This window comes from Shumkonia mesophila, assembly GCF_026163695.1.
In the GTDB taxonomy this organism is placed as follows: Bacteria; Pseudomonadota; Alphaproteobacteria; order Rhodospirillales; family Shumkoniaceae; genus Shumkonia; species Shumkonia mesophila.
In genome coordinates, this window is record NZ_JAOTID010000007.1 from 139,956 (window position 1) to 165,573 (window position 25,618).

The following is a 25,618-nucleotide window of genomic DNA, read 5'->3' on the forward strand; positions in this document are numbered from 1 at the left end:
GCCTACGCGGCGATCCCCGACTTTTGGCGCTCGGCCGCCGCCGCGGTTGGCCGCAGAACCCGTTCGATATAGGCGGCGAGCCCATCCATGTCGGTGGCCTCGCCGCGCGCCGCCACCACCTGATCGGGGCGGATCAGCACCCAGCCCGGCCCGTCGAGGCGATAGCGTTTGCGCACCCGATGTCCGGGATCGCTTTGCGCATCGAGGCGCAGCACCTGCAAGCCGTCGCCGGCTCCCTCGGCGACGCCGCCGATCATGATCGGCTGGCCATCTTCGAACAGCAGCAGGCTGTGGCGCGGCGCCGAGAGGAACGGCCACAAGGTGTCACTCTTGCCGGTGAGGGGTTCGAGGAATGTGGCGTCGCACGCCCGGGCTCCGACGTCGGTGCGCCGGGGGCGGCTGGGTGGGGCGCCAAGCCGCACCAGCGGACCTTCGCGGTAGACGATCTCGGTTTCCGACAGTTCGACCTGCAGCTTGCGCTGCACCGCCGGCAGGTTGCCGAAAAGGCTGATGGCAATGTCCTTGACGAGGGTGCGCAGGGGGCTTGCCCCGAAGGCGACGTGCAGCTTTTGCGCCGCGGCGTCGACCACGGCGCGCGCAATCGGCCGGCGTTCGGCCTCGTAGCTGTCCAGCAGCAGGCCGCCATCGCCGCGGCCGGTGGCGGCATGGGCCAGCTTCCAACCCAGATTGACCGCGTCCTGGATGCCGGTGTTCATGCCCTGGCCGCCGGCCGGGGAATGGATGTGCGCGGCATCGCCGGCCAGGAAGCAGCGGCCGACCCGATAGCGTGCCGCCAGCCGCTCGTTGATGCGAAAGACGGAAAGCCATCCGGGATCGCCGAGGCGAAGATCACCGGGCCCGTGGCGGTCGAGATGATCCTGCAGCTCCTCCAGCGTGGCCGGCGCCTCGGCGCTTTTGCTCCCGTCGCGCATGGCGAAAACCCGCCACACGTCGGCCCCGAAGGGGAACAGCGCCACGGTGCCGCCGTCGCGCCACCACAGATAGATGCTGCGGTGATCGAGCGTCCCGCCGCCGATCTTCGCATCGCAGAGCAGGAAGGTCTGCGGCTCGGTATAGCCTTCGAAGGCGATGCCAAGCGCCTGGCGCACGAAGCTGCGCGCGCCGTCGGCGCCGATGGCGTACGGCGTGCGCACGTCCTCGTGGCGGCCATTGGCATGACGCAGGACGACGGTGACGCCGCCCTCGTCCTGGGCCAGCCCGGTCGCTTCGACCTGGCGTTCGACGGCTACCCCCAGCGCGGCGAGCCGCGCGGTGAGAATTTCCTCGGTACGCGATTGTGCCAGCAGCAGGGGATAGGGATAGGGGCTGTCGATGCCGTCGCCGACCGCCAGCGTGGCCAGCCGGCGGCGGCCGTGGCCGACGCAAACGGCGCGCAGGCGCTGGCCCTCGGCAAGGAAGGGCTCGATCGCCTGCATGCCTTCCAGCGCCTCCAGGCTGCCGCTCCAGACGGCGAGCGCCTTCGATACGCCGCTCGGCTGTGCCGCGCGATCGACGATGCGCACCGGCATGCCGAAGCGGCGGAGCGTGATGGCCAGGGACAGGCCGGTAGGTCCGGCGCCAATGACCAGGATCGGCAAGCCAGGATGGTGATGATGCACGATTTAGCTCTCCTGAACCGGAACAGACAGCTAATTTTTCTTATTATCATTACAACTTATTCTACATGTCGCGCATCGCAATGCCAGCGGAAAATCTTCCGGGCACGGCCGGCGAACCCCACGGGAACAAATCGGTCCGGCCCCGGTTGTCAGGGTCCGATCTCGGGAACCACCCCTAGTCACAGGAGACGACAATGGCTGTGAAGACCATGGAGGACCTGTTCTTGCACGGGATACAGGACATCTATTACGCCGAAAAACAGATCACCCAGGCGCTGCCGAAAATGGCCAAGGCGGTCGGCAAGGGCGAGCTTGCCGAGGCGTTCGAGGAACACGTCAAGGAGACCCGGAAGCAGATCGACCGGCTCGAGAAGGTGTTCGCCAACTGCGAGCAGAGGGCGAAGGGCACCGAATGCCCCGCTATCGACGGCATGATCAAGGAAGCCGAGGAGATCATGGAGGACGTGGAGGACGAAGACGTCCTCTCGGCCGCCTTGCTCGCCGGCGCCCAGGCCGTCGAGCATTACGAGATGGCCCGCTACGGTACGCTGTGCGAATGGGCGCAGGTGCTGGGCTACGACGACAGCGCCAAGCTTTTGAAGGAAACGCTGGCCGAGGAAAAGAACACCGACAAAAAGCTGACCAAGCTTGCCGAGAAGGCGATCAACCGGCGCGCCGCCGCCTCCTGATCCTCATTCTGCGCCCCGGCCCGCCTCCTGCGGCGGGCCGGCCCTGCCCGGATGTTCTGATATCCCTTGTCGTCGTAGCCTGGAGAGGACGCATGACCTCAGCCGAAACCACCACCGACCACGCCACCATTCGACGGTGGGTCGAAGCCAGGAACGGCAAGCCCGCCGCCGTGTCGGCAACGCACGCCAGGGACGAGGCGGGCATTCTTCGGATCGACTTCAACGACTTCGAGGAAGGGCTGGAGCCGATCTCGTGGGACGAGTTCTTCGTCAAGTTCGACGAAGCGGGCCTGGCGTTCCTGTATCAGGACAGGACCTCCGATGGCGGCAAGAGCCTGTTCTTCAAGTTGGTGCGCCGCGACGGTGCCGCCCACTGACCGCCCGGTTCCCCGACCGCCGAGGCCGGCGGGAAGGATCACTCCAGCAAAGTGTCGGCGAGTTGCCGATTGTAGCCTTTGGCGGCGATCAGCAACTGCCGGGTATAGGCGTGGTCGGCTTCGCCCCGGCGGAGTTGCGCGACGTCGAGGCGCTCGACGATCTCGCCCCGGCGCATGACGGCCAGCCGGTCGCCCATGTGGGCGACGACCGCCAGGTTGTGGCTGACCAGCATCATGGTCAGGCCGCGCTCGTCCTTGAGGCGGCGCAGGAGGTTCAGGATTTCCGCCTGCACCGACACGTCGAGCGCGCTGGTCGGCTCGTCGAGCAGCAGGATGCGGGGTTCCAGGATGATGGCCCGCGCGATGGCCACCCGCTGGCGCTGGCCGCCGGAAAGCTGGTGGGGAAAGCGGAAGCGGTAGGAGCGGTCGAGTCCGACGTCGAGCAGTGCTTGGTCGATGCGTTCCGCGGGGTTCGCAAGGCCGTGGATGGCCAGCGGCTCGGTAAGGATGCGGTCGACCGTGTGGCGGGGATGGAGAGAACTGTAGGGGTCCTGGAAGACCATCTGGACCTGGCGGTGGAACGCCTTGGAGCGGCGCCTACCCTGCGCCTCGCCCAGGATGTCGAGGCGGCCCCGCCATTCCTCATGCAGGCCGGTGAGCGCCCGCAGCACGGTCGATTTGCCCGATCCGCTTTCGCCGACCAAGCCGAACACCTCGCCGTCGCCGACGTCGAAGGCGACCTGGCGCACGGCCTCGATGACGTGCCGGCCCGCCGTGAAGGTGACGGTCAGGCCTTCAGCCGCGATCACCGGCGCCGCCGTCATCATCCTTCCTCCGCCCACGCCGGGTCGCGCTCCAGCACCGGCAGGTCGGCGCGCGGGCGGTCGATCTCGGGAATGGCCGCCAGCAGGCCGCGCGTATAGGGGTGGCGGGCCGTATGCAAGGCGTCGGCCCGACATTCCTCGACGACGCGCCCCGCGTACATGACGGCGATGCGATCGCAGAAACTGGCCACCAAGTCGAGGTCGTGCGAGATGAACATCAGGCCCATGCCGTGCGCCCGCACCAGATCGTCGAGGATGGCCAGAACCTGCATCTGGACCGTCACGTCGAGCGCGCTGGTCGGCTCGTCGGCGATCAGAAGGTCGGGGCCGAGCGCCACCATCATGGCGATCATCACCCGCTGTCCCATGCCGCCCGACAGCGCTCCCGGATGGGCGTCGTAGACCCGCTCGCCGTCCCGGATCCTGACCGCGGCGAGCGCATCGAGCGCCTTGCGGCGGGCCGCCTTGGCCGACAGCGTCGGGTCGGCCGTACGGAACGCCTCGATCAGTTGGCGGCCGACCGTCATCACCGGGTTCAGCGAATATTTGGGGTCCTGCAGGATCATGGCGATGCGCCGGCCGCGCAGGCGGCGCATCGGCGGCTCGGGCAGGGCCATGAGGTCGATGCCGTCGAAGGCCAGCCGCGTCGCCGTAACGACGCCGGGCGGGCGGATGAGGCGCAGGATGGCGCGTCCGGTCATCGACTTGCCGGAGCCCGATTCGCCGACGATGCCGACGCGCTCGCCGCGCCCGATGTCGAGCGACACGCCGCGCACCGCCCTGACGACGCCGGTCTCGGTATGGAAATCGACCTTGAGGTCGGCGATGGAAAGCAAAGGCTCGGTCATCGGCCTATCCGCCGTGCCGGGGGTCGAGGACGTCGCGCAGGCCGTCGCCCAACAGGTTGAAGCCGAGCGAGACGACGAAAATGGCGAAGCCGGGGACGGTCGCCACCCACCATTGATCGAGCAGGAACTTGCGTCCCGAGGACACCATCGCCCCCCATTCGGGGCTGGGCGGCTGGGCGCCGAGGCCGAGGAAACCCAGCCCGGCCGCCACCAGGATGATCCCCGACATGTCGAGCGTCACGCGCACGATGACCGAGGAGGTGCACAGCGGGACCACCTGCCCGAAGACGATCCGCCACGGCGAGGCGCCTTGCAATCGCGCCGCGGCGATGAAGTCGGAGCGGCGGATGGTCAGCGTTTCGGCCCGGGCGATGCGGGCATAGGGCGGCCACGATGTGATGGCGATGGCGATGACCGCGTTCTCGATTCCCGGTCCCAGCGCGGCGACCAGGGCGAGCGCCAGGATCAGGCGGGGAAAGGCGAGGAAGATGTCGGTCAGGCGCATCAGCACGGTATCGACGATGCCGCCCGAATAGCCGGCCACGGTGCCGACCAGAAGGCCCAGCGGCGCGACGATGATGGCGACCAGCACGACGATGGTCAGCGTGATGCGGGCGCCGTAGAGCACCCGGGACAGGATGTCGCGCCCCAGCTCGTCGGTGCCGAGCAGGTAGCCCGGCGAGCCGGGCGGCAGCAGGCGGGCGTCCAGGGTTTGCTCGTAAGGGCCGTGGGGGGCGAGCGCCGGTCCCACCGCCGCCACGACGATCAGCAGCAGGACCATGGCCAATCCGCTGACGGCCAGCGGGTTGCGGCGGAAGTGCAGCCAGCCGCGGTACATCCTCCCGCACCAGGCCTGGCGGGGCGACGCGGGGGCGTCGTCGAGAAGCCAGGCGCGCCAAGTCGGGAAGGGAGGGGCGGAAAGGGTCATCGGGCCCTCGGGTCGAGCAGGCGATAAAGGATGTCGGACAGCAGGTTGAGGCCGATGAACACGGCACCGACGACGATGGTGCCGCCCAGCACCGCGTTCATGTCGGCGTTGAGCAGCGAATTGGTGATGTAGAAGCCTAGCCCCGGCCACGAGAACACGATCTCGGTCAGCACCGAGCCTTCGAGCAGGGTGCCGTAGGAGAGCGCGATCACCGTCACCAGGGGGACCCTGGCGTTGCCCAGCGCGTGGCGCCATACCACGGCCCGTTCCGTGAGGCCCTTGATGCGCGCCGTGATGACGTATTCCTGCTGCAACTGCTCCAGCATGAAGCTGCGCGTCATGCGGCTGATGTAGGCGAGCGAGAAGTAACCGAGGATCGAGGCCGGCAGGACCAGGTGGAGGGCGGCGTTCCAGAAGACATCCCATTCGCCGGCCAGCGCGCTGTCGATCAGGATGATGCCCGTTACCGGCGTAACCAGTCCCTCGAAGAAAAGATCGATGCGGCCCGGCCCCGGCAGCCAGTCGAGACGGGCATAGAAGACCAGAAGTCCCATCAGTCCCAGCCAAAACACCGGAACCGAGTAGCCCGCCAGTCCCAGCAGGCGAATGGCGTGATCGATCCAGGTGCCGCGTCGGGTGGCGGCGACGACGCCGGCCGGCACGCCCAGAACGACGCCGATGACGGTGGCCACGGTCGCCAGTTCCAGGGTGGCGGGAAAAACCCGGCGGATGTCGTCGAGCACAGGATTGGAGGTCAGCACCGATTCCCCGAATTCCCCTTGCAGCGCCGCCCAGATGTAACGGAAAAACTGTTCCCACAGCGGCAGGTTGAGGCCGAGTTCGATGCGCACCCGCTCGTAGGTGGCGGCGTTCACCCGATCGCCGACCGCGGCCAGCACGGGGTCGATCGGCACCACGCGGCCGATGAAAAAGGTGACGGCCAGCAGGCCCAGGAAGGTGAAGGCCAGGGTGGCGATCACCCGCAGGATGGAGCCGCCGTGGCGCGCCGCGGCGTGCCGCGCCCGGCGGCCGCCTCCCGAAGGGCGGGGCGGCGTTGACGCCGCCCCGTTCACGGTGTCGAGCGCCATGCCGGTCGTCTTACTTCGTCATGTTGCGATAGTAGATGACGTCGAAGTTGGGGCCGTGCTCGAAGCCCTGGAGGTTCTTGCGTTCGGCCAGAACGGCGACGTCCTGGAACATGATCACGAACGGCGAAACCTTCAGGAACTGCCGCTGCATGTCCTCGTAGATGGCCTTGCGCTTGGCCGGGTCCTTTTCGGCCAGGGCAGCCTCGGTCATCCCGGTGTACTGCGGGATGTCCCAGGCGTTGCGCCAAGCCAGCAGCTTGTTGGAACTGTCGTCGGCGTTGTCGGGATTCCAGGCGAAGCCCTGGGCGTTGGAATGCGGGTCCAGATAGTCGGGGGCCCAGCGGCCGATGTAGATGTCGTGCTGGCGGGCCCGGTATTTGGTCAGGGTTTGCTTGTTGTCGCCGGGGATGATTTCAAGCTGGATGCCGGCCTTGGCCCAGGTCGCCTGGATGATCTGGGCGATGTCGGCCGTCGGATAGGTGTTGCGCACGTCCATCGTCACCTTGAAGCCGTTCGGCAATCCGGCCTTGGCCAGCAGCGCCTTGGCCTTCTCGACGTCGAGGGTATAGGGCGTGTCGTCCAGCGCGCCGAAGAAGCCCGACGGCAGGAAGGTCTGATGCGGGATCTTGGTCTCGCGCAGGATGTTCTTCTCGATTCCCTTGTAATCGATCAGCCATTTCAGGGCTTCGATGACCTCGGGCTTGGCAAGGTTGGGGTTCTTCTGGTTGAGGCCCAGGTAGTAGATCATGCCCTGGGGAATCTTGCGGATCTTGATGTCGGGGTTCTTGGCCAGGACGTCGAGGTCGTCGGGGCCCAGATCGCGGGCGACGTCGGCATCGCCTTTTTCCAGCATCAGCCGCTGCGGCGCGCTTTCCGGGACGTGGCGAAGCGCCACCCGTTTGATTTTCGGGGCACCGCGCCAGTAACCTTCGAAGGCGTCGAGCATGACCATCTCGTTGGCTTTCAGAAGGTTCAACGTGAACGGTCCGGAGCCGGCTTCGTGGGTCTTGAGCCAGGCGCCGCCCAGATCGCCGTTCTTCTCGTTGGCCATCACGGTTTTCTTGTCGAGGACCGAGCTGACCCACGAGCCCAGGCAGTTGAGCACGAAGGTCGGCGCATAGGCCTTGTCGGTTTCGAACACCACGGTGCGGGCGTCGGTTGCCCGAACCTTCTGCTCGACGTTGTCCTTGGAAAGCCCGAAGCCGGTCAGGATGAAGGCCGGTCCCTTGTCCAACTTGACGACCCGCTGCATGGACCACGCCACGTCCTCGGCCGTCAGCGGATTGCCGGAATGGAACTTGACGCCGTCGCGGATCTTGAAGGTGAAGGTCTTGCCGTCGTCCGAGATGGTCCAGCTTTCGGCGGCGCCGCCCTTCATCTCGTTGGGCGAGGCGATATCGTAATAGACGACGCGGTCGTAAAAATTGGCGGCCAGTTCGGCCGGCGCGAACTCGTAAATTTCGGCCGGGTCGAGCGAAATCAATTCGTCGATCTGCCAGGCCATGACCACCATGTTCGAAGGCGTCGCGGCTTTAACCGGAGCCACCGCGAGCATCACCGACAGCCCGATGGCCCCCGCCACCGGCAGAATGCGTACATGCATGACTTAGTCTCCCCATCGCATGAGCAGAGCGAAACTCATACTACCACAGGGAGAGAGCCGCCATCAAAACCCGCCCGCTTTGGCGATCCGGCCACGGGCGTCGCCCGGCCTATAGATAGTCGAAGAGGTTCATCTCGTTGATCTTGGCGATCGCCGAGTAGCTCGCCTCGAGCTGCGTCTGCAGGGTTTCCATGCGGGTCAGCGCCTCTGCCACGTCCACTTCCTTGACGGTGCTGACCATGGCTTCGAGGCGCACCTGAACGTCCGTTTGCACATCCATCTCCCATTCCAGCGCGGTGGCCGCCGCGGACAGCTTCGTTTGCGTGACCAGCAGGGCGTCGAGCGCCGTGTTCACCAAGTCGTAGGCCTCGGTGAGGGCGTCCTGGTCGACCGGGTCCTCGGAGGCGTTGGCGCCCAGGCTGAGGGCGCGGATGGCTTCTTCGAAGCCCGCTTCGCTTGCCGTCACGCCGTAGGTGATCGTCTTGCCGTCGGAGGCCTGGAAGGTGGCGATGGCGCTGTCTCCCTGATAGTAGGCGGTGCTGGCGGTCGAGGGATAGGTCTGGGGCGTATACGGTGGATCGCTGACGTTGACCGGAGCGGTGTCGGTCATGTCGCCGCTGAACAGGTAGCGGCCGGTGAGGCGGGTGTTGGCGGAATCGACGAAGGTGTCGAGCCAGGTTTGCGACTGATAGTTGAGGCCGGCGGTTTCGGCCGAGTCTCCGCTCATGGCGGTGCTCAACAGGGACTGATACTTGCCGAGCGTGTCGATCATGTCGGTGACCGCGCTGTACATGCTCTCGACCCGGCTCGCCACGATCTCTCCCTGCTGCACATATTGCAGGGAGCGGGCCAATTGCGCCTCCAGATTGAGCGCGCGGGCGCTGTCGGCGCCGAGCCCGGCGTACGATTCCGATTTCAGGCCGCTCGACTGGGCCTGGGCGACGGCCATGTCCGACTGTTGGCGCATCACGGACGTCAGGGTGGCATTCAACTGCCCATAGGTCGAAATGCGGTTCATGGCTTCTCCATTTTCACGAGACAGCATCGAGAAGGGTCTCGAACATCTCGCTGATGATCTCAAACATTTGAGAACAGGCCGCGTACTGGTTCTCCAGGGCGGCCAGGCGGGCGGTTTCCTCGTCGAGGTTGACGCCCGATTCGTTGCTCAGGCTGGTGCTCAGGTTTTCGGCCACCAGGTCGGCGGTTTCGGCCTCGCTGGTTGCCGTCGATGCCTTCGTCGCGACATCGGAAACGATACTCGACGCATAGTCGGCAAGCGTGGCGCTGGTGTCGCCCAGAGAGCCCGCCGCCGCGAAGTCGACGGACTGGCCGAACAGGTCTTCCAGCGCTTCCGCGATGGACCCGTCGCCCGAGGCGATGCCGGTATCCCCGGCCGCCAGGGTGGAATCCGAACTCAATGTTCCCGTCGCCAACAGGGTCGAATCGGCAGCCAGGTCGGATCGCACGCGGATCGTATCCGCCGACGTTCCGGTGAACAGGCTGTTCAGCCCGAAGTACGACGAAATTCCCGTGCCGGCGGTGCCGGCGGCGCTGTCCATCTCGTTGATGGCCACGCCCAGCGACGAATCGTCGGAAGAAACGACCAAACGCCCTTCGGCGTCGAGGGACGCGCTGACGCCGTCGATGGCATCGATGGCACTCACCAGGTCGCCGACGGTCGAGTACGTCGACAGGTCCAGATCGACCACCGTGTCGACGACGCCGTCGGAATCGACGAGGGCGATCCGCATCGTGCCGGTCCCCGAAAGCGAGTCGGCGCTTGCGCGCGACGTCGTGCCGGTCAGGGTGCCGGCCGCCGGCACCGCGGTGCCCTGGTTGGTGACGGCGTTCACCTCTTCGACCAGCGTCGCCGCCAGGGCGTCCAGTTCGTCCTGGATGGCGGGCAGGGTCTCGTCGCGGAGCTCCAGCAGGGCGCCGATTTCGCCGCCGCTCAGCTTTGTCGTGACCGCCTGGCCGTCCAGCGTGATCTCGTCGAAGCCGCTCGGGTATTCCATGGTTGCGGATACGTTGCCGGCGGCTTCGTAGGCCAACGTGTGCGCCTGGCTGTCGACCAGGGGCTCTCCCGACTGGGTGTAGACATGCAATTCGCCGGAGGAGGTGGTGAAGTAGTTGACGTCCAGCTTTTCGGCGACGGTTTGCAGCGCCACGCGGCGGGCGTCTTCGAGATCGCCGGTGTCCTGCCCGAGCGCCTTGGCCATGGTGATCTGTTCGTTGAGCTCGTCGATCTCGGCCAGCGCCGTGTTGAGCTCGCCGACCGTGTCTTCGATCTGCTGGTCGGCGTCGGCCCGCTGCTGCTGCACCTCGGCGGAGAGCGCGTTCAGCGAGTCGGCGACGTCGACGGCGGCTTCCACCACCAGGTACTTCAGGCTGTCGCTTTCCGGCGTCACCGCCAGATCGGCAATCGCCGTCTGAAGGGCGGTCAACCGATCGGCGATCGTTGTTTCGCTATCGGTGGTTCCGAGCGCGCTGGACAGCGCTTCCAGGTAGTCGGCGACGGTCTGGGTATAGGTTTGGTCGCTGGTCGCCGCCACCAGCGAGCGCACGAGGTTCTCGTTGACGTAGGAAGTGATGGAGCTGAGGGAGACGCCGGTGGCGCTGCTTCCGGTGACCGTCGTGGTCAGGCTGGTGGTCTTGGCGGTATAGCCGGTGACCCCGGCGTTGGCGACGTTTGTCGTCGCGACCGACGATTGCGCCTCGGCGACGGTCAGGCCCGTCAGGGCCGCATACTGGGCTGCGCGCAGATCCATGGAACCCTCGCTCGGCGGCGGTTGCCCGCCGTTCTCAAATCAGGCGCGGCGGACGGATCGATCCCCGTCCCGGCGCCGAGGTGCGGCCGCTGTCCTCGTAGTTGACCGGCTTCTCGTTCTGGGACCGCCGCCACGCCGCGATGCCGGCTTCGATGCGGTTCGCCGTTGTGACCTTGGCGGCATTCAGCAGGGTCAGGTTGCGGGCGACGCGGGGCCGCAGGCTCTCCGCGCGGGCGGCCAGTTCGGAGAAGGCGGCCCTGTGCTCGAGATCGGCGTGCCGAAGGCTTGGCTGGAACTCCCGCCAAAGCGCCTCGAAGGCCCTGCCGGCCTCGATCTTGGCTGGGGCCAGGCGTTGCAGGGTGGCGGTGTCATGCCGCTCGATCGCCGCGTTTTCCATCTCGACCAGTTCGCTGAAGCGATCGAGCAGGGCGGTCAGTTCGCCGACATACTCCGGGGTGGTCTTTTCGGTTCCGTTCATCGCGCTTCTCCTGCCTTGTACGCCCGGCCGGCCGCCCTGTGGCGGGTCCCCAGGACAAGGCGCTGTTCAACCGCCGCCTTCTCGGAGATCAGCCGGGCCGTCAACGCGGTCAGGTCGTCGAAAAGTGAAATCAAGCGCCGCCGTTCGGCCAGCCGGGTATCGGGGTGCATGACGGCCAGCCGGTCGGCCGTTTCGCGCGCCACCGTTATCGCCTCGCCCTCGTCGATGATGAGGGTGCCCAAAACGCTCTGGGCGTCGGCGAGGACCCGCTGACAGTCGGCGGTGAGCCGCCTGTCGACGGGGGCGATCGGCGCCTTCTTCCTGGACTTCGACATCGTCTGTTTCGCCTTTCTCATGGGTTCGCGTCAGCGAACGGAACCGATCAATGCGTCGAACATGTCCTGCGACGTGCTGATCACCTGCGAGGCCGCCGAGTAGGCCTGCTGGGCGACGATCATGTCGGTCAGTTCCTCCGACGTCGTCACGGTGGAGGCCTCCAGGGCGCTGCCGCTGATCGCCCCGGTACCGCCGTAGCCCGGCATGTTCAGCGTGTAGGTGCCGGAATCGACGGTGGCCAGGTAGGCGTTGCCGCTGACCAACTGCAGGCCGTTGGGGTTGTTGAAGGACGCCAGCGGGATCTGATAGACGGTCCGGCTCATGCCGTTGTCGAAGGTGGCGATGACCAGGCCGTCCGCCTGGATGCTGACGCTGGCCAGGTCGCCGAACTGCAGGCCGTCCTGGTTGACCGAGGTGACCGAAACCTGCGGATCGCCGTCCTCGCTGGAGAACTGGCTCAGGCCGTCGGTACGCCCGGAGGTGCCGAGGCCGAGGGTGATGGTGCTGTCGCTCGCTCCGGTTTCCCAGGCGGTGATGCTGAGGGTCACCGGATCGGGGTTCGTTGTGTCCAGGTTGCCGTCGGAATCGAAGGTGATGGTGATGGGGCTGCCCGCCAGGGTTCCCGACTCGTCGGTGGGATCCGAACCCAGTGTCGGATTCGACACCGACAGTTCCCACTCGTTGGCGTCGGTCTTCTCCCACGTATATTCGATGGTATGGCTGACGCCGAGCGAGTCGTAGATCTCGGAAGACGTCGTGAAGGTGTCGCCCACCGCTGCGTCGGCCGGCAGATTGGCAACGAGGTCGATCGTCGACGTGGCCTGGGCGGCGCCGCTGATCGAATTGAGGTTGATGGTTTCGAGGCTGCTGACCGAGCCGCTGCCGTTGACCAGGTTGCCGTCGGAATCCACCGGCCATCCCTGCAGGAAATAGCCGTTCTCGTTGACCAGGTAGCCGTCGTCATTGGTCGAGAAGCTGCCGGTACGCGTGTAATAGAAGGAATTGCCGTCGGCGGTGTTGGTGACCACGAAGTATCCATTGCCGTCGATCGCCATGTTGGTCGACGTGTTGGAGCTTTCGATCAGTCCCTGGAGGTCGACATGCTGGATGCTCGACACCACGACGCCGCCGGTATTGAGCGACGAGGACGAATAGGGATTGGTCACCAGGGTCTTGAAGTTGGTGGTGAGTTCCTTGTAGCCGACGGTCGAGGAGTTGGCGAGGTTGGTCGAGATGATGGAGAGGTTCGAGCTCTGCGCGCGGAGCGCGGAGACCGCAATGGACATGGCGGCGTCGCTCATCGGTGCATCCTCCTCAGGCCTTGGAAACGGAAACGACGTAGCTGCCGGGGACCTCGACGCCGTCCATCAGCAGGGTGGCGGTGTCGCCCGTCAGGTCGATGCCGGTGACGGTGCCGCAGGCGTAAAGGGTGGCGGAGACGTCGTCGCCGCTGGCGTCGGTGGCTTCGACCACCAGCTGATAGGCGCCGTCGGGCGCGATCTCGCCGTCGTCGGTGGTGCCGTCCCAGGTGAACTCGTGGGTGCCGGCTCCGGTTTCGCCGGTGGTGGTGTAGACGACGTTGCCGTCCGCATCCAAGACGGAGATGGTGACCGTTTCGGCCGTCGATTCGAGGTCGTACTGCCATTCGGCGGACCCATCGCTCAGGGGCGCGGTGTCACCGTAGGCGGTGATCTTGCTGCCGATATAGCCGGCCAGCGAATCGCCCTGCAGCCCCGAGACCAGCGTCAGCAGGCTGCTCAGGGTCTCGTTGGTCAGGGCCTGCTGTTCCAGCGAGGCGATGGAAGTCAGCTGGCTGGTGAATTCCGTGGTGTCGACAGGATCCGTCGGGTCCTGGTTCTCAAGCTGCGTGCAGAGGATGGTAATCCACGAATTGTAAAGCTCTTCGGCGGAGCTCGAGGTCGTACTCGAATCGCTGGAAGAAGAGAGGGCCGAAAGAACGGCCGAACTGTAATCGCTTGACGCTACTGATGTCGTCTCCATGGGAAACTCCTTGCGAGACTCGGCCCACGGTCCCAATGCCCATACCTCCTTTCACGGCCCGTCCCGCAAAACCTGGCGCAAAAAAAACTCCGGCCGAAGCCGGAGTTCGATCCCTTATCGGGGAGGTGGCGGCGGTGGGGGCGCGCCGGGCCCCATGGCCCACCGTTCGATGAACGTCCGGCGGTCCTCCAGACCGAGATCGAGGACGACGGGAAGGATGGCGGCGCTGACGATGGCGATGCGCCGCCGCGTCAACTGCTCGAAGTCCTCGATCCGCTTGGCAACGCGCGGTCGGTCGGGTTCCGGCTGCAACAGCAGCGAAACGATTTCTGCGCGAATAGTGATGGCCTGCCGCTCAAGGTCGCGGATGTCAGAGGCCCGGCTATCCAGGGCGGCCAACACCTTCCGGTGGCCGGTCTCCGAGAGGTCATGGGCGAGAAAGCCGACGAACCGCTGTTCAGGGGACATGCCCGATCCGGGGGGCGGCCGGAGCAGGCCGGCCGCCGCGCCCAGGCGTCCGGCCAGCGAGCCGGGCACCAGCGGGCTGGTGCCCACCAGCCATCCCAGGAAGAAAAAATTGACGGCAAGCGACACGGTCAGCGTCACGCCGATGATGATCTTCGTCCGTTTCTTCAGGGTCGACATACTGTCCAACATCCCTCCGATGCATTCTGCGCATTCGGGTTGCGGCGGACCGGCGCCGCGCCGTCAGAGAGTTACGATGAAATAGATGAGGCCGCTCTGGGCATCTTGCTGGGAGCTCGCCCGATCGGCGACGCCGACCAGGATGCCGATCAGCGACACGGTCGCGAGTAGGATGGCCGGGTGGTAGACTAGGCCACCCAAGATGCCGTTCACCTCGCCGACCAGCGCGCGCGCCCTTGCCAGGATCGGCATCGGCGCCGGCGATGTCGCGCCGGCCAGCCGTTCCTCATGGGCGCGGATGCGGGCCATGACCCGGTCCATCGCATCGGGACTTGGCTCCGGAACGGCGGGCTCGGCCAACAGGCGTTCCACGCACCGGGTTTCTTCGAGAAGGCGGCCGGCGTCGGCCGAGGCACCCGCAAGGGCAAGCGCCTCTATCCGGCGGTCGGCCGGCCAGGCCTTCGGATCTCCGCCATAGCGGTCAAGAAGATCCTGAAATTCTTTCAGTCCCATTCATCCACTGTCCCCTAAAAGGTCTTTCGACCGGTTCCGCAAGATTGTCCGGAGACGATTCCGAGCCCGTTTCAGCAGCGATTCCACTGCCGAAACGCTGGTGCCCAAAATTTCCGCCGTCTCCGCGTTCGACAAGCCCTGGTGATAGAATAGCGCAAGCGCGGCCTGTTGTTCATCGCTCAATTTCAGGGTGGCGCTCCTGAGGATCTGGCTGGCCTGGTGCTGTTGCAGAAGTGCCGCCGCGTCCGGCCGATCGTCGGCTATTTCGGGAATCTGGTCGGAATCGGTGGTTTTGCGTTTGCGCTTGAAATCGATGCAGCGGTTGAGGGTGACGCGGTAAAGCCAGGTCGAGAAGGCGGCCTCGCCCGGCTGCCATTCCGCCCGCTTCAGCCAGACGGTGAAGAACACGTCCTGGGCCAGATCCTCGGCATCCGCCGCGTTGGGGACCATTCGGAAGGCCAGCGAATAGACCCGGCGGAAATGGCGCGCCATCAGGGTTCTGAAGGCGGCCTGGTCGCCGGCGGTGGCCTGCGCCATCAGGGCATCGTCGCCGGGCTCCGTCCCGGCCGCGCCCGTTTCGACGGACGGTTTATGACGTCGGCCCGAACTCGCGGCCTCGGCCGGCGCCGGACTTTCCCCCTCACCCGGCGGCCACGCTCCATGGGCGTTCACCTCGATTTTTCCCCCCACGAACGTCAATCTATCGTACTTCCCCTGTCGTCGAGGGTCGCCCACGCCTCCTGGACCAGTTTGACGTCCGCCAGGACGCGCTGGCAGGTGTTGGCGTCGAAGCCGCTCCTCGTGAGATGGGCAATGCGCACCATGCTGGTTCCGTAGAATTGACCGAGCCGGTCGGTCAGCCGCCGTGAAACTTCGGGACGCAGGTTGTCGCGCAGTCCCTGAAGAATGGCGATCGCCTTGCTGGCCCGCCTCATGGACTCGGCCCGCCGGCCGTCCGCGCAGGCGCGTTCGGCGGCCTCCAGGTGATTGATGACGCCATTCAACAGGATGGCGACCATCCACGGCTGCGGCGCGCATCCCTGGGCTTTTCCGTAAGCGGACGTCGCCCGCCGGCTGGCGGTTTTCATGGCTGGATTCCCCCCAAAACAACGCTCTTAATCATCGTCGTCAGATCCCAAAAGGGCTTCGATGACGGCCATTGTGGCTTCCGCTTCGGCGATCTTGGCCTCGAGGTTCGCGTAGTAGTCGATCAGGCGTTCCTCGTAGGCGTAGGCCCTTTCGGTGATGTCCGCCGCCTTGGCCGTCTTGGTCGTGTTTTCGTCCTCCAGCGCGGCAATCGCCTCGGCGATCTGGCCGCTGCTAGAATCGGCGATGGTGCTTAGCGAGTCGTAAAGAAGATCGGCGATTCCGTCGGATATCGTGATGCTGACGGTGGCGCTTTCCCCCGAATAGACGAGCTTCAATCCGGCGAAAGCGCTGCCGTCGGCGCCGGTCAGGACCGTTCCGTCGATGGTGAACAGGGTATCGTCGCCGTCGACCGACACCGAGGTGATGTTGCCTTCGGTATCCGTCTCGATGTCGAGGACGTAGGTGCCGGTGGCCAGCGCCGAATCGTCGCGCAGCACCTGCAACTCGTCCGACGTCGATGTGAACTGAAACTCGAACAGTTGTGTGACGGAATCGAAGTCATCGACGATGGCCGCGTCGAGCGTGTCGTCGTCGATGACCAAGCAGTTGTTCTCGTCGAACGTGATGCCGATGGCGCCCAGCGACAATCCTCCGGCGTCCGTTTCGATCAGTTCGGCGATGATGCTGTTGATGGCCGAATTGGTGCCCCGCAGGATGGAATCGCCGAAAAGCACGGCGGAGTCGGAAGGCGTTCCATCGCTGCCGACCGTCTGGTTGGTCAAGGCGAACTCGCGATAGGTGTTGTAGGCCGTAACGAAAGCCTCGATGGCCTCCTTGGCGCTGGCATAGTCGGGTTCCACCTCGACCGTAACGCTGATCCCCGACGTCGCGGCGTAGAGATCGAGGTCGACGCCGCTCAGAACGTCTTCGATGGTGTTGGTGGAGGATTCGACGGTGACGCCGTCGATGGTGACGATCGCGTTCTGGGCCGCCTGAAGCTCGGTGGCGAAGGCGCCGGTGCCGTCGACGATTCCCAACGATTGGGCCACCCCATCGGTATCGGTCAGTTCGATCGTCTGGCCGGTTTCGCTGCTCGACAGGACCAGCATGTAGGAGCTGTCGGAAACCTTGAGGACCGAGGCCTGGACGCCGCTCGTCTCGGTCGTCGCATTGATGGCGGTGGCGATGTCGGCCAGCGACATGCCGGAATCGACGGTGATCGTCGCGCTTTCGCCGCCCTCGGTGCCAAGGGTGAAGCTGCCCGACAGATCCAAGGCCCCGTCACTCGACGACTGGGTTCCCGATCCCACCTTGTGGGACAGGGCGAGTTGTTCGACCTCGATCGTGAAGGACTGCGAGGCGGTGCCGTCGTCCACGGTCACGCCGAGGTAACCGGTAGCGTCCGTGCCGTCGCTCGCCGTCAAGTAGGCCGCACGGGAATCGAAGACGCTTTCCGTGCTGGTGGAGCCCGAGGCGTTGCGCAGCGTGTCGAGGGCATCCATCATGTCGGACAGATACCCCTGCATCTCCTCGTAGGCGGCGATCGTGGTTTCGTTTTCCTCGACCTGCGTCTCCAGCGTCGTGGCCGCCTCGAGCTTGGCGTTGACCGCCGCCTCGATCAGCGCCGACGTATCGAGACCCGAGGAACCCGACACGTAGGTGCGCGTGTAGCCGGTGACGATGGCGGTGGAGGAGGTGGTGGTGGTCATGGATACGATCCTTCGCCGAAGGGGATCGGCCCCGGGGGGGTGGAGGTCACGCCCCCCGGGGGGATCTTCGGGTTACCGCAGCAGGTCGAGCAGTTCCTGCGGCAGCTCGTTGGCCGAGGCCAGGGCCGCGATGGCCGCCTGCGTCTTCACTTCGTTGGAGGCCAGTTCCGCCTGCTCGGAGGCGATGTCGGCATCCATGATGGCGGATGCCGCCGCGTCGGTGTTCTCGAGCGATGTCGCCAGCATCGATTCGCGGAACTCGAAGCGCGACATCTGGGCGCCCACCTCGGCGCGCGCCGTCGCCAGCGTATTGATGGCGGCGTCGATGGCGGCCAGCGCGGCCGTCCGCGTCGTGGCGTCGGTTTCGACGTCGAGGGCGGCGACGGCGAGAGCCGTGGCATCCACGTCGGTGATGGTGACGGTCAGGGTGTCGGTCGACTCGGTGCCGGCCATGAAGACGACGCCCGTGGCATAGTCCGACGTGCCGTCGAGCAGCGATTCGCCATTGAAGGAGGTGGCGGTCGCGATGCTGGTGATTTCGAGGGCAAGTTCGTCGATTTCGGCCTGGATGTAGGCCCGCTCGGTATCGGTGACCGTGCCCGAGACCGACTGTGTCGCCAGCGTCTTCATGCGCGACAGAATGTCGCTGATGCTGGCCATGCCGCCGTCGGCGACGGACAGGATGGAGGCGCCGTTGGCGGCGTTGGTCTGGGCCTGGGTCAGGGTGGCGACGTCCGTTTGCAGCTTGGTGCCGATGGCCAGGCCCGAGGCGTCGTCCGACGCCTTGGTGATGCGCGAGCCGCTGGCGATGCGCGACAGGTTTTCGGACTGCTGGTCGCTGTTGTAGTTCAGATAGCGAAGCGCCGAGTTGGCGGCGGTGTTTGTCGAGATCACGGGCATTTGGATTCTCCTTTGCCAAAAGAACTGGGAGCCTTCCCGCTCCCATCGAAACTGATGGGCCTTTACGTACCCTTCACTGGCTTCTACGGACGAGGCGCCCAAAACCTGGCGTTTTTTTTGCGGGGCGGGCAGACTGGGGTGGATCGCGTGGCAAAAAGGAAAGGCGGCCCGGCATGATGGAGCGATGGCTCGGAGAGCCCGGCCGGCAGGTCGAGCGGCTGGTCGTCGGCGCCTCGGAGCGGCTGGGCGAGGTCGCCGCCGACGCCCTCGAGCGCGCCTCCGAGCGTACCGTCCGGCTGGCTATCACGGGCTTGAGCCGCAGCGGCAAGACGGTGGCGGCGACCGCAATCGTCCACAACCTGCTGCGCGCCGTCGAACACCCGGAACTGCTGCCGTTCCTGTCGGTGGTCTCCGAGCGCCGGCTGGTGGGCGCCCGGCTGGTCGAGCGGGCCGATCTGCACCTGCCGACCTTTCCCTACCGCCAATCCCTGGCGCTCTTGACCGGAGAGCCGCCGGTCTGGTCGGAATCGACCGACCGCATCAACCGCTCGCGCCTCGCCCTGCGCTTCCGCCCGGCCGGCGGGCTGGCCCGGCTGGCCCGCGACCGCGTTTCGCTGCATCTCGACATCGTCGACTATCCCGGGGAATGGCTGCTCGACCTGCCGATGCTGGACCAATCCTTCGAGGAATGGTCGAGGGATGTCTTCGAACGCCTGGGCCGGCCGCCGCGCGACCGCTTGGCCGGCGACTTTCTGGCCTTCGTCGGGCCGCTCGGTCCCGCCGCCCCCCTCGACGACGAGACGATCGGGCGGGGCGCCGATCTCTACCGGCGATTCCTTCACGCCTGCGCCGAGGAGGGCCTGACCCTGTTGCAGCCGGGGCGCTTCGTGAAACCGGGCCGCGAGATTTCCGAAAACGCCCCGCTGATGGCGTTCTTCCCGCTGCCGGCCCGGCCGGAGAACGACCCGCGGGCCCTGCGCGCGCTGCTGGAGCGCCGCTACGACGCCTACCGGGATCACCTCGTGCATCCGCTCTATCGCGACCACTTCGCCCGCTCGGACCGCCAGATCGTGCTCGTCGACGTGCTGAAGGCCCTGGCCGGCGGACCGCACACGCTGGCCGACATGCGCGACGCGCTCGCCGTCATTCTGCGCAGCTTCGATCATGGCAGCGCCGGCTGGCTGCGGCGGATCTTTGCGCCGCGCATCGACCGCGTGCTGTTCGTCGCCACCAAGTGCGACCACGTTCCGCTCGAACAGTACCGCAACCTGCAGCAGCTGCTGGAAGAGATGATTACCCACGCCTCGGGCGAGATCCGCTTCGAGGGTGCCCGCACGAAAACGGCCGCCATCGCCGCCGTGCGCTGCACCGAGAACGTACTGGGCGAGCATGACGGCAAGACCCTGCCGATGGTCTGCGGACTGCCGGAGGGACGCGCCGAGAAGGTGGCCCTCTATCCCGGCGAGGTCCCGCCGCGCTTTCCCTCGCCCCAGGCGTGGAGCGCCATGAACTTCCGGTTCCTCAAGTTCCTGCCCCATGGACTGCGGCACGCCGAGACCGAGGGGCTGCCCCACGTCGGTCTCGACCACGCGCTGGAATTCCTGCTCGGGGACCGTCTGCGATGAGCGAGCAACGACGCGAACCCTTCGAACTCGATGCCGGCCGCGTTCGGCCGCTGACCGGCGAACGGGAGCCGGCGGCCGACGCCTTCGGCCTGTCGGCGCCCCTCGAACTGCCGGCCGACGTGGTCAGGCCCCATCCCGCCGACGAACCGGCGCCGGCCGAGCTGTCGGTCAAGCCGCCGCGCACCAGGCGGCGGGCGTTTCGCGTGTTCCTGGCCGCGGCCACCGGATTCGTCCTTTCCGTCCTCGCCATCGAGTCGGTTTCCTATACGCTGGCCCTGTTCGAGCGCGATTCGGTGCTGGGCGGCCTGCTCGGCGCGCTGGCTGCCGTCGCCTTCGGCAGCGGCCTCGTGGCCGTCGGTTCGGAAGTGGTGGCGCTGCGCCGCCAGCTCAGGGCTCTCGGGGAGGTGGCCGAACTTCGGGCGGAGGCGGCGCGCATCCTCGATGCGCCCGTCGACACCGGGGACGGCGGCGTGCTGGCCGCCCGCATCGTCGCCCTCTACGAGGGCCGCCCGGAAGCGGAGGGCGGCATCGCCCGCTTCAAGGCGACGGTGACCACCGCGCATGCCGACCGCGAGATGCTGTCCCTCCTGGCGCGCGAGGTTTTGCAGCCGCTCGACCGCCAGGCTTATCGCGTGGTGTCCAGGGCCGCCCGCGATGCCGGCGTCGGGGTACTCCTAAGCCCGGCCGGGCTGCTCGACGCCCTCCTGGTGATCTGGCGGACCAGCCGGATGATCCGCGACGTGGCCCTGGTCTATGGCTTGCGGCCGAGCCACATCGGCCGTTTCGCGCTGACCCGCCGGGTGTTGGAAAACGCGGCGATGGCCGGCGCCGTTGAATATCTGGGCGACCTCCTGACCGCCCACATCGGGGCGGGCGTCGCCGGCAAGGTCTCGAACAAGGTGGGGCAGGGGGCCTTCACGGCGCTGCGCACGGCGCGCCTCGGGCTCATCGCCATCGAGGCCTGCCGGCCGGTCCCCTTCACCAGCGAAGACCGCGCCAGCTTGGCTTCGCTTCGGGGCGACATCATGAAACCCTTCCGCGGGCGGGACGCCTGACCGAGGTCAGGCGTTGGCGCCCTCGGGCAGGTCGGCGTGGAAACGGTTGCCGGCCGTCGTCGGCCTGATGTGACCCCGCCGGATGACGAAATCGCCGAAGCACTCGCCGTCCTCGCGCTCCCTGGCATAGGACTCGATCAGGGGCGTCAGGGCGGCGACGATGCCGGTGTGATCGACGTCGGCGCGGTAGAGCTTGTTGAGCCGGGTGCCGTCGAAGGCCGCTCCCAGATAGAGGTTGTAGCGGCCGGGGTTGCGGCCGACGAGGCCGATCTCGGCGATGTAGGGCCGGGCGCAGCCGTTGGGGCAGCCGGTCATGCGGATGACGATGGCGTCGTCGCGCAGCCCCGCCCGCTCCATCACGTTCTCCAGTTCCGTGACCAGCGACGGCAGGTAACGCTCGGCGTCGGTCAACGCCAGGCCGCAGGTCGGCAGCGCCACGCAGGCCATGGCGTTGAGCCGGAGCCCGCTGAAGTCGTTGGTCAGGCCGTATTCCTTGAGCAGGCGCTCGATGCCGGGCTTCTGGCGGGCCGACATTCCGGCGACGACGACGTTCTGGTTGGGGGTCAGGCGGAAGTCGCCGTCCTTCAGCACCTTGGCGATTTCCCTGAGGCCCGTTTTCATGGGGCGATCGGGGGTGTCCTTCACGCGGCCGTTCTCGATGGCGATGGCGTAGTTCCAGCGGCCGCGATGGTCCTTGGTCCAGCCCAGGCGGTCGCCTGTGCTGTCGAACGAAAATGGGCGTGGCGGCTCAAGCGCGTAGCCCAGGCGGCGTTCCACCGCGGCCTTGAACCACTTAAGCCCGCGGTCCTCGATGGTGTATTTCAGACGGGCGTGCTTGCGGTTGGCGCGATCCCCGAAATCGCGCTGCACGGTCACCACCTTCTCGGCCACGTCGACGGCCTGTTCGGGCGTGCAGAAGGCCATGACGTCGGCCAGCCGCGGGAAGGTCTCGGGCTCGCCGTGGGTCATCCCCATGCCGCCGCCGACGCTGACGTTGTAGCCGACCACCGATCCGGACTTGTCGACGATGGCGATGAAGCCGAGGTCGTGGGCCAGAACATCGACGTCGTTGCCGGGCGGAATCGCCACCGCGATCTTGAATTTGCGGGGCAGATACTTCGACCCGTAAATCGGTTCGACCACCCGGCCCTCCGAGGTGTCGAGGATCTTTTCCCCCTCCAGCCAGATCTCGTGGTAGGCCGGAGTTTGCGGCAGCAGGTGCTCGCTGAGCGCGCGGGCGAGTTCGTGGGCCGCCGCTGATGCCCGCGATTCATGCGGATTGGGGTTGCAGATGACGTTGCGGTTGACGTCGCCGCAGGCCGCCAGCGTGTCCAGCAGCGCGCCGTTGATCGCCTGGATGGACCGTTTCAGGTTGGTCTTGATGATGCCGTGGAACTGAAACGCCTGCCGCGTGGTCAGCCGCAGGGTGCCGCTGCCGTAGGCGTCGGCGATGCGGTCCATTTCCAGCCATTGCGCCGGTGTGGTGACGCCGCCCGGCACGCGCACCCGCACCATGAAGCCGAAGGCCCGCTCCATCCGCTTGCGCCGCCGTTCCGGGCGCAGGTCGCGGTCGTCCTGAAGATAGATGCCGTGGAACTTGGTGAGCTGCTGGTCGTCCTCGACGATGCCGCCGGTCACCGCTTCGTCCAGGCCCTCGGCGATGGTGCCGCGCAGATAGCGGCTGGCCTCCTTGATGGTCTCGTTCTTCGACAGGGTTTCGGACATGGCGGCCTTCCCTCAGTAGACGTCGCGCTGATAGCGGCCGGCCTTGGCGAGCCCAGCCAGATAGGCCTCGGCGTCCGCTTCCGAACGCCCGCCGACATCGGCCACGATGGCCTTAAGCGTCGCGTGCACATCCTTGGCCATGTGCTTCTCGTCGCCGCAGACGTAAAGATGGGCGCCGCCTTCCAGCCACGAGAACACGTCACCGCGTCGCTCCCACAGCCGATGCTGGACGTAGACCTTCTCGGCGGCATCGCGTGAGAAGGCGACGTCGATGCGATCCAGCACGCCCTCCTTCACGAAATCCTGCCAGTCGAGCTGATAGAGGAAATCGTGGACATAGCGGCGGTCGCCGAAGAACAGCCAGTTGCGCCCCTTTGCGCCGGTGGCCTGACGTTCCTGGAGGAAGGCGCGGAAGGGGGCGACGCCGGTGCCGGGGCCGATCATGATGACGTCGCGCCCGGTGTCGGCCGGCAGCCGGAAATGGCGGTTCGGCTTGACGTAAACTTTGAGGCGGTCGCCCTTGGCCACGCGGTCGGCGACGAAGGTCGAGACGACGCCCCTGCGTGCCCGGCCGTGGCTTTCGTAGCGCACGGCGGAAATCAGCAGGTGGGCCTCGTCCGGCGCCGCCTTCAGGCTCGACGCGATGGAGTAGAGGCGCGGCGGCAGCGTGCGGAGGACGCCCACCAGCTGCTCGGCCGTCAGGCCGTGGGGAAAGTCCTCCAGCAGGTCGACGATCTGCCGCCCTTCCAGGTAGGGAAGAAGATCGGCGCCTTCGGCCAGGGCTTGCAGCTTGGCGTCCTCGGTCAGCCGGCCGTAAGCCTCGATGACGGGGCGCGTCAGCGTTGTGATGTCATAGCGTTCGGCCAGCAGTTGGCCAACCGGGACCCCCTCGACCGCAGCTCCGCCATCGATGCGGGCGGCCTTCAGTACCGCCTCGACCATGGCCGGGTCGTTGACGGGCACGATGCCCAGCGAATCGCCCGGCTCGTAGGCAAGCCCCGACCCGGCCAGCGACAGTTCGACGTGGAGCGTCTCCTTATCCGAACGGCTGCTGTTCAGGTCGACGATGTCGGCGACTTCGGCCTCGAAGGGGTGGCTGCGCGAATAGGCGGCGGGCCGTCGGGTGTCCAGTTGGATGACGTCTCCGCCGCTGCCCGCTTGCGCGGCCTCGTTGGGCTCGCCCAGGCGGTTCAGCGCCTTGCCGATCCACGCGGCGGCCGGTGCCTCGAAGTCGAGGTCGCAGTCGATGCGCTCGGCCATCCGCTCGCCGCCCAGCTCGGCCAGCCGGGCGTCGATGCGCTTGCCGGTTTCGCAGAAATTCACGTAGGCGGAATCGCCCAGCGCCAGGACCGCAAAGCGCACGCCCTCGAAGCGGGGCGCATCCTCGGCCATCAGGGCGTTATAGAAGCCGGTCGCGCGCTCCGGCGGCGAACCTTCCCCCCACGTGCTGGCGATGACGAGAAGGTTGCGGGTCTTGGCGATGTCCGCCGGGGTCGCGTCGGCCATGTCGGCAACCGTCGCGGCGAAGCCCTGGCGGGCCGCCGCCTTCTTGGCGTCGGCGGCCAATTCTTCGGCGTTGCCGGACTCGGTGGCGAACAGGATGGTCAGCGGCTGGCGCGCTACGGTCGTCGGCGCCGCCGTTTCGACCGGCCGCCCGGCCGCCTGATAGCCGGCCAGGAAGCCGCTCAGCCAAACCCGCTGTTCGGCGTCGGTGTCGGCCATCACCCGGTTGAGCAGGTCGATCTGTTCGCGCTCGAAGGGCGCCGTAACGGGGATGACGGGGGCGGCAAGAGTCGACATGAGCTTTCCTGACGGGGCTAAGGAGGGCCGCAGCTCCGGCGCACGGCCACGAAAAGGTATAATATACAAATTAAAATGTGTATATTATTTATATTTAACTATATAAATACGATATAAATTCAGTCAACAACATTCTGCGACGGTAGATTGATTCGCGGGCGACGGGTTGCCCGGCATGGCGTTCTGGATCTTTTTGGTGGGCGGCAAGGGAACGCGCCTGGGCTCGCTCGCCGCCGACACGCCGAAGCCATTGCTGCCGGTGGGCGGCCGGCCGTTTCTCGACTACCTGCTCGATCGTGCGGTCTGCCTTGGGGCCGACGAGATTTTGCTGCTTGCCGGGCATCTCGCCGGAAAGGTCGTGGCGTCCTATCACGCCCGGCCCTGGAATGGCGTGCCGGTACGCTGCCACGTCGAGGCCGAACCCATGGGGACGGCGGGGGCGTTGCGCCAGGCCTCGGCGCAGCTGCCGGCGCGCTGGGTCCTGATGAACGGGGATACGCTGTTCGACGTCGATCCCGCCCGTCTCGACCAGTCGGGAGAAGAATGGATGGTCAGCATGGCCCTGCGTCGGCTGGACGATACGGCTCGGTCGGGCACGGTTTCTCTCAAGGACGGGCGGGTGGACGAGTTTCACGAGCGCGGAACGGGCGGGCCCGGGCTGGTCAATGCCGGCGTTTACGTCATGCGCCGCGAAACCGTCGCCCTGCTCCTGGAATTCTACGATTTCGCCATCGAGGTCGCGACCGAGGCGCCCTTCGCAACCGACGAGGCCGACCGGTTGATCGCCTTGGCGCGGAACCAGGCCCGGCATACTCCGGAAGAAGCGTTAAGCGACGTCGAGGCCTTGCTGGCCCGCATGAAGGCGTTGCCGGCCGAAGCCGGCCTGGAACTGTGCCGGTTCGTCGATCGGCACCGCGCGCTCTTCGATGTCGCCGACGCTGCTTTGCCCCGGTCCGAACCGGTACCGCGGGGACGACGGAAAGCGGCGATACAATAGG

The 25,618-nt window shown here is 66.4% G+C and carries 25 protein-coding genes; 5 read left to right on the top strand and 20 right to left on the bottom strand.

The window, feature by feature from the left end; genetic code table 11:
• Nucleotides 1–2: 2 nt before the first annotated feature.
• Nucleotides 3–1,619 carry an FAD-dependent monooxygenase gene (locus ODR01_RS13565; protein ID WP_316978210.1) on the bottom strand — a complete coding sequence of 539 codons (1,617 nt, stop codon included), beginning with the start codon at nucleotides 1,617–1,619 and terminating at the stop codon, nucleotides 3–5.
• A 194-nt stretch (nucleotides 1,620–1,813) separates the two neighbouring features.
• Between ODR01_RS13565 and ODR01_RS13570 the strand changes: the two genes are divergently transcribed.
• Both ODR01_RS13570 and ODR01_RS13575 read left to right on the top strand, forming a co-directional pair.
• Nucleotides 1,814–2,308, top strand: coding sequence for a YciE/YciF ferroxidase family protein (locus ODR01_RS13570; protein ID WP_316978211.1), 495 nt, complete (start codon nucleotides 1,814–1,816; stop codon nucleotides 2,306–2,308).
• A gap of 92 nt (nucleotides 2,309–2,400) precedes the next feature.
• Nucleotides 2,401–2,685, top strand: coding sequence for a hypothetical protein (locus ODR01_RS13575; protein WP_316978212.1), 285 nt, complete (start codon nucleotides 2,401–2,403; stop codon nucleotides 2,683–2,685).
• Nucleotides 2,686–2,723: 38 nt separating this feature from the next.
• On the opposite strand, the gene ODR01_RS13580 is transcribed toward ODR01_RS13575, so the two are convergent.
• From ODR01_RS13580 to ODR01_RS13660, 17 genes are all read right to left on the bottom strand, one after another.
• A complete protein-coding gene (locus ODR01_RS13580) occupies nucleotides 2,724–3,509 on the bottom strand; it encodes an ABC transporter ATP-binding protein (protein ID WP_316978293.1) in 786 nt (261 codons plus the stop codon).
• Complete coding sequence (locus ODR01_RS13585) at nucleotides 3,509–4,357, bottom strand: ABC transporter ATP-binding protein (RefSeq protein WP_316978213.1); 849 nt, start codon at nucleotides 4,355–4,357, stop codon at nucleotides 3,509–3,511. Before ODR01_RS13585 ends, ODR01_RS13580 begins: the two co-directional genes overlap by 1 nt.
• 4 nt (nucleotides 4,358–4,361) lie before the next feature.
• Entirely contained in the window at nucleotides 4,362–5,285 is a 924-nt protein-coding gene (locus ODR01_RS13590) for an ABC transporter permease (RefSeq protein WP_316978214.1), read from the bottom strand.
• Entirely contained in the window at nucleotides 5,282–6,373 is a 1,092-nt protein-coding gene (locus ODR01_RS13595) for an ABC transporter permease (protein WP_316978215.1), read from the bottom strand. The genes ODR01_RS13590 and ODR01_RS13595 overlap by 4 nt, the downstream gene beginning before the upstream one ends.
• A 10-nt stretch (nucleotides 6,374–6,383) precedes the next feature.
• A complete protein-coding gene (locus tag ODR01_RS13600; RefSeq protein ID WP_316978216.1) occupies nucleotides 6,384–7,976 on the bottom strand; it encodes an ABC transporter substrate-binding protein in 1,593 nt (530 codons plus the stop codon).
• Between the two features lie 109 nt (nucleotides 7,977–8,085).
• Nucleotides 8,086–8,994 (bottom strand): flagellin, encoded by a 909-nt coding sequence (locus ODR01_RS13605; RefSeq protein ID WP_316978217.1) that lies wholly within the window; start codon nucleotides 8,992–8,994, stop codon nucleotides 8,086–8,088.
• A gap of 13 nt (nucleotides 8,995–9,007) precedes the next feature.
• Nucleotides 9,008–10,744, bottom strand: a complete 1,737-nt coding sequence (gene flgK, locus ODR01_RS13610) for a flagellar hook-associated protein FlgK (protein ID WP_316978218.1) — start codon at nucleotides 10,742–10,744, stop codon at nucleotides 9,008–9,010.
• Between the two features lie 34 nt (nucleotides 10,745–10,778).
• A complete protein-coding gene (locus ODR01_RS13615) occupies nucleotides 10,779–11,222 on the bottom strand; it encodes a hypothetical protein (protein WP_316978219.1) in 444 nt (147 codons plus the stop codon).
• Nucleotides 11,219–11,557, bottom strand: a complete 339-nt coding sequence (locus ODR01_RS13620; RefSeq protein WP_316978220.1) for a hypothetical protein — start codon at nucleotides 11,555–11,557, stop codon at nucleotides 11,219–11,221. The genes ODR01_RS13615 and ODR01_RS13620 overlap by 4 nt, the downstream gene beginning before the upstream one ends.
• 30 nt (nucleotides 11,558–11,587) lie before the next feature.
• Nucleotides 11,588–12,859 carry a flagellar hook protein FlgE gene (gene flgE / locus ODR01_RS13625; protein ID WP_316978221.1) on the bottom strand — a complete coding sequence of 424 codons (1,272 nt, stop codon included), beginning with the start codon at nucleotides 12,857–12,859 and terminating at the stop codon, nucleotides 11,588–11,590.
• Between the two features lie 13 nt (nucleotides 12,860–12,872).
• Nucleotides 12,873–13,559 carry a flagellar hook assembly protein FlgD gene (locus ODR01_RS13630; protein WP_316978222.1) on the bottom strand — a complete coding sequence of 229 codons (687 nt, stop codon included), beginning with the start codon at nucleotides 13,557–13,559 and terminating at the stop codon, nucleotides 12,873–12,875.
• Nucleotides 13,560–13,673: 114 nt separating this feature from the next.
• Nucleotides 13,674–14,204 carry a periplasmic heavy metal sensor gene (locus ODR01_RS13635; protein WP_316978223.1) on the bottom strand — a complete coding sequence of 177 codons (531 nt, stop codon included), beginning with the start codon at nucleotides 14,202–14,204 and terminating at the stop codon, nucleotides 13,674–13,676.
• Nucleotides 14,205–14,267: 63 nt separating this feature from the next.
• A complete protein-coding gene (locus ODR01_RS13640; protein ID WP_316978224.1) occupies nucleotides 14,268–14,717 on the bottom strand; it encodes a hypothetical protein in 450 nt (149 codons plus the stop codon).
• Complete coding sequence (locus tag ODR01_RS13645; RefSeq protein WP_316978225.1) at nucleotides 14,718–15,452, bottom strand: sigma-70 family RNA polymerase sigma factor; 735 nt, start codon at nucleotides 15,450–15,452, stop codon at nucleotides 14,718–14,720.
• Nucleotides 15,413–15,805 carry a flagellar protein FliS gene (locus tag ODR01_RS13650; protein ID WP_316978226.1) on the bottom strand — a complete coding sequence of 131 codons (393 nt, stop codon included), beginning with the start codon at nucleotides 15,803–15,805 and terminating at the stop codon, nucleotides 15,413–15,415. Before ODR01_RS13650 ends, ODR01_RS13645 begins: the two co-directional genes overlap by 40 nt.
• A 27-nt stretch (nucleotides 15,806–15,832) precedes the next feature.
• Nucleotides 15,833–17,515 (bottom strand): flagellar filament capping protein FliD, encoded by a 1,683-nt coding sequence (gene fliD / locus ODR01_RS13655; protein ID WP_316978227.1) that lies wholly within the window; start codon nucleotides 17,513–17,515, stop codon nucleotides 15,833–15,835.
• A gap of 72 nt (nucleotides 17,516–17,587) precedes the next feature.
• Nucleotides 17,588–18,415, bottom strand: a complete 828-nt coding sequence (locus ODR01_RS13660; RefSeq protein ID WP_316978228.1) for a flagellin — start codon at nucleotides 18,413–18,415, stop codon at nucleotides 17,588–17,590.
• Between the two features lie 173 nt (nucleotides 18,416–18,588).
• On the opposite strand from ODR01_RS13660, the gene ODR01_RS13665 reads away from it, so the two are divergent.
• Nucleotides 18,589–20,040 carry a YcjX family GTP-binding protein gene (locus ODR01_RS13665; protein ID WP_316978229.1) on the top strand — a complete coding sequence of 484 codons (1,452 nt, stop codon included), beginning with the start codon at nucleotides 18,589–18,591 and terminating at the stop codon, nucleotides 20,038–20,040.
• Nucleotides 20,037–21,095 carry a TIGR01620 family protein gene (locus ODR01_RS13670; RefSeq protein WP_316978230.1) on the top strand — a complete coding sequence of 353 codons (1,059 nt, stop codon included), beginning with the start codon at nucleotides 20,037–20,039 and terminating at the stop codon, nucleotides 21,093–21,095. The genes ODR01_RS13665 and ODR01_RS13670 overlap by 4 nt, the downstream gene beginning before the upstream one ends.
• Nucleotides 21,096–21,101: 6 nt before the next feature.
• Here the strand turns inward: ODR01_RS13670 and ODR01_RS13675 are convergent, their stop codons facing one another.
• Nucleotides 21,102–22,820: an NADPH-dependent assimilatory sulfite reductase hemoprotein subunit gene (locus tag ODR01_RS13675; RefSeq protein ID WP_316978231.1), complete on the bottom strand. Its 1,719-nt coding sequence runs from the start codon at nucleotides 22,818–22,820 to the stop codon at nucleotides 21,102–21,104.
• A gap of 12 nt (nucleotides 22,821–22,832) precedes the next feature.
• Entirely contained in the window at nucleotides 22,833–24,620 is a 1,788-nt protein-coding gene (locus ODR01_RS13680; protein ID WP_316978232.1) for an assimilatory sulfite reductase (NADPH) flavoprotein subunit, read from the bottom strand.
• Nucleotides 24,621–24,795: 175 nt separating this feature from the next.
• Between ODR01_RS13680 and ODR01_RS13685 the strand changes: the two genes are divergently transcribed.
• Nucleotides 24,796–25,617 carry a sugar phosphate nucleotidyltransferase gene (locus ODR01_RS13685; protein ID WP_316978233.1) on the top strand — a complete coding sequence of 274 codons (822 nt, stop codon included), beginning with the start codon at nucleotides 24,796–24,798 and terminating at the stop codon, nucleotides 25,615–25,617.
• The last annotated feature ends 1 nt before the right edge of the window (nucleotide 25,618 follow it).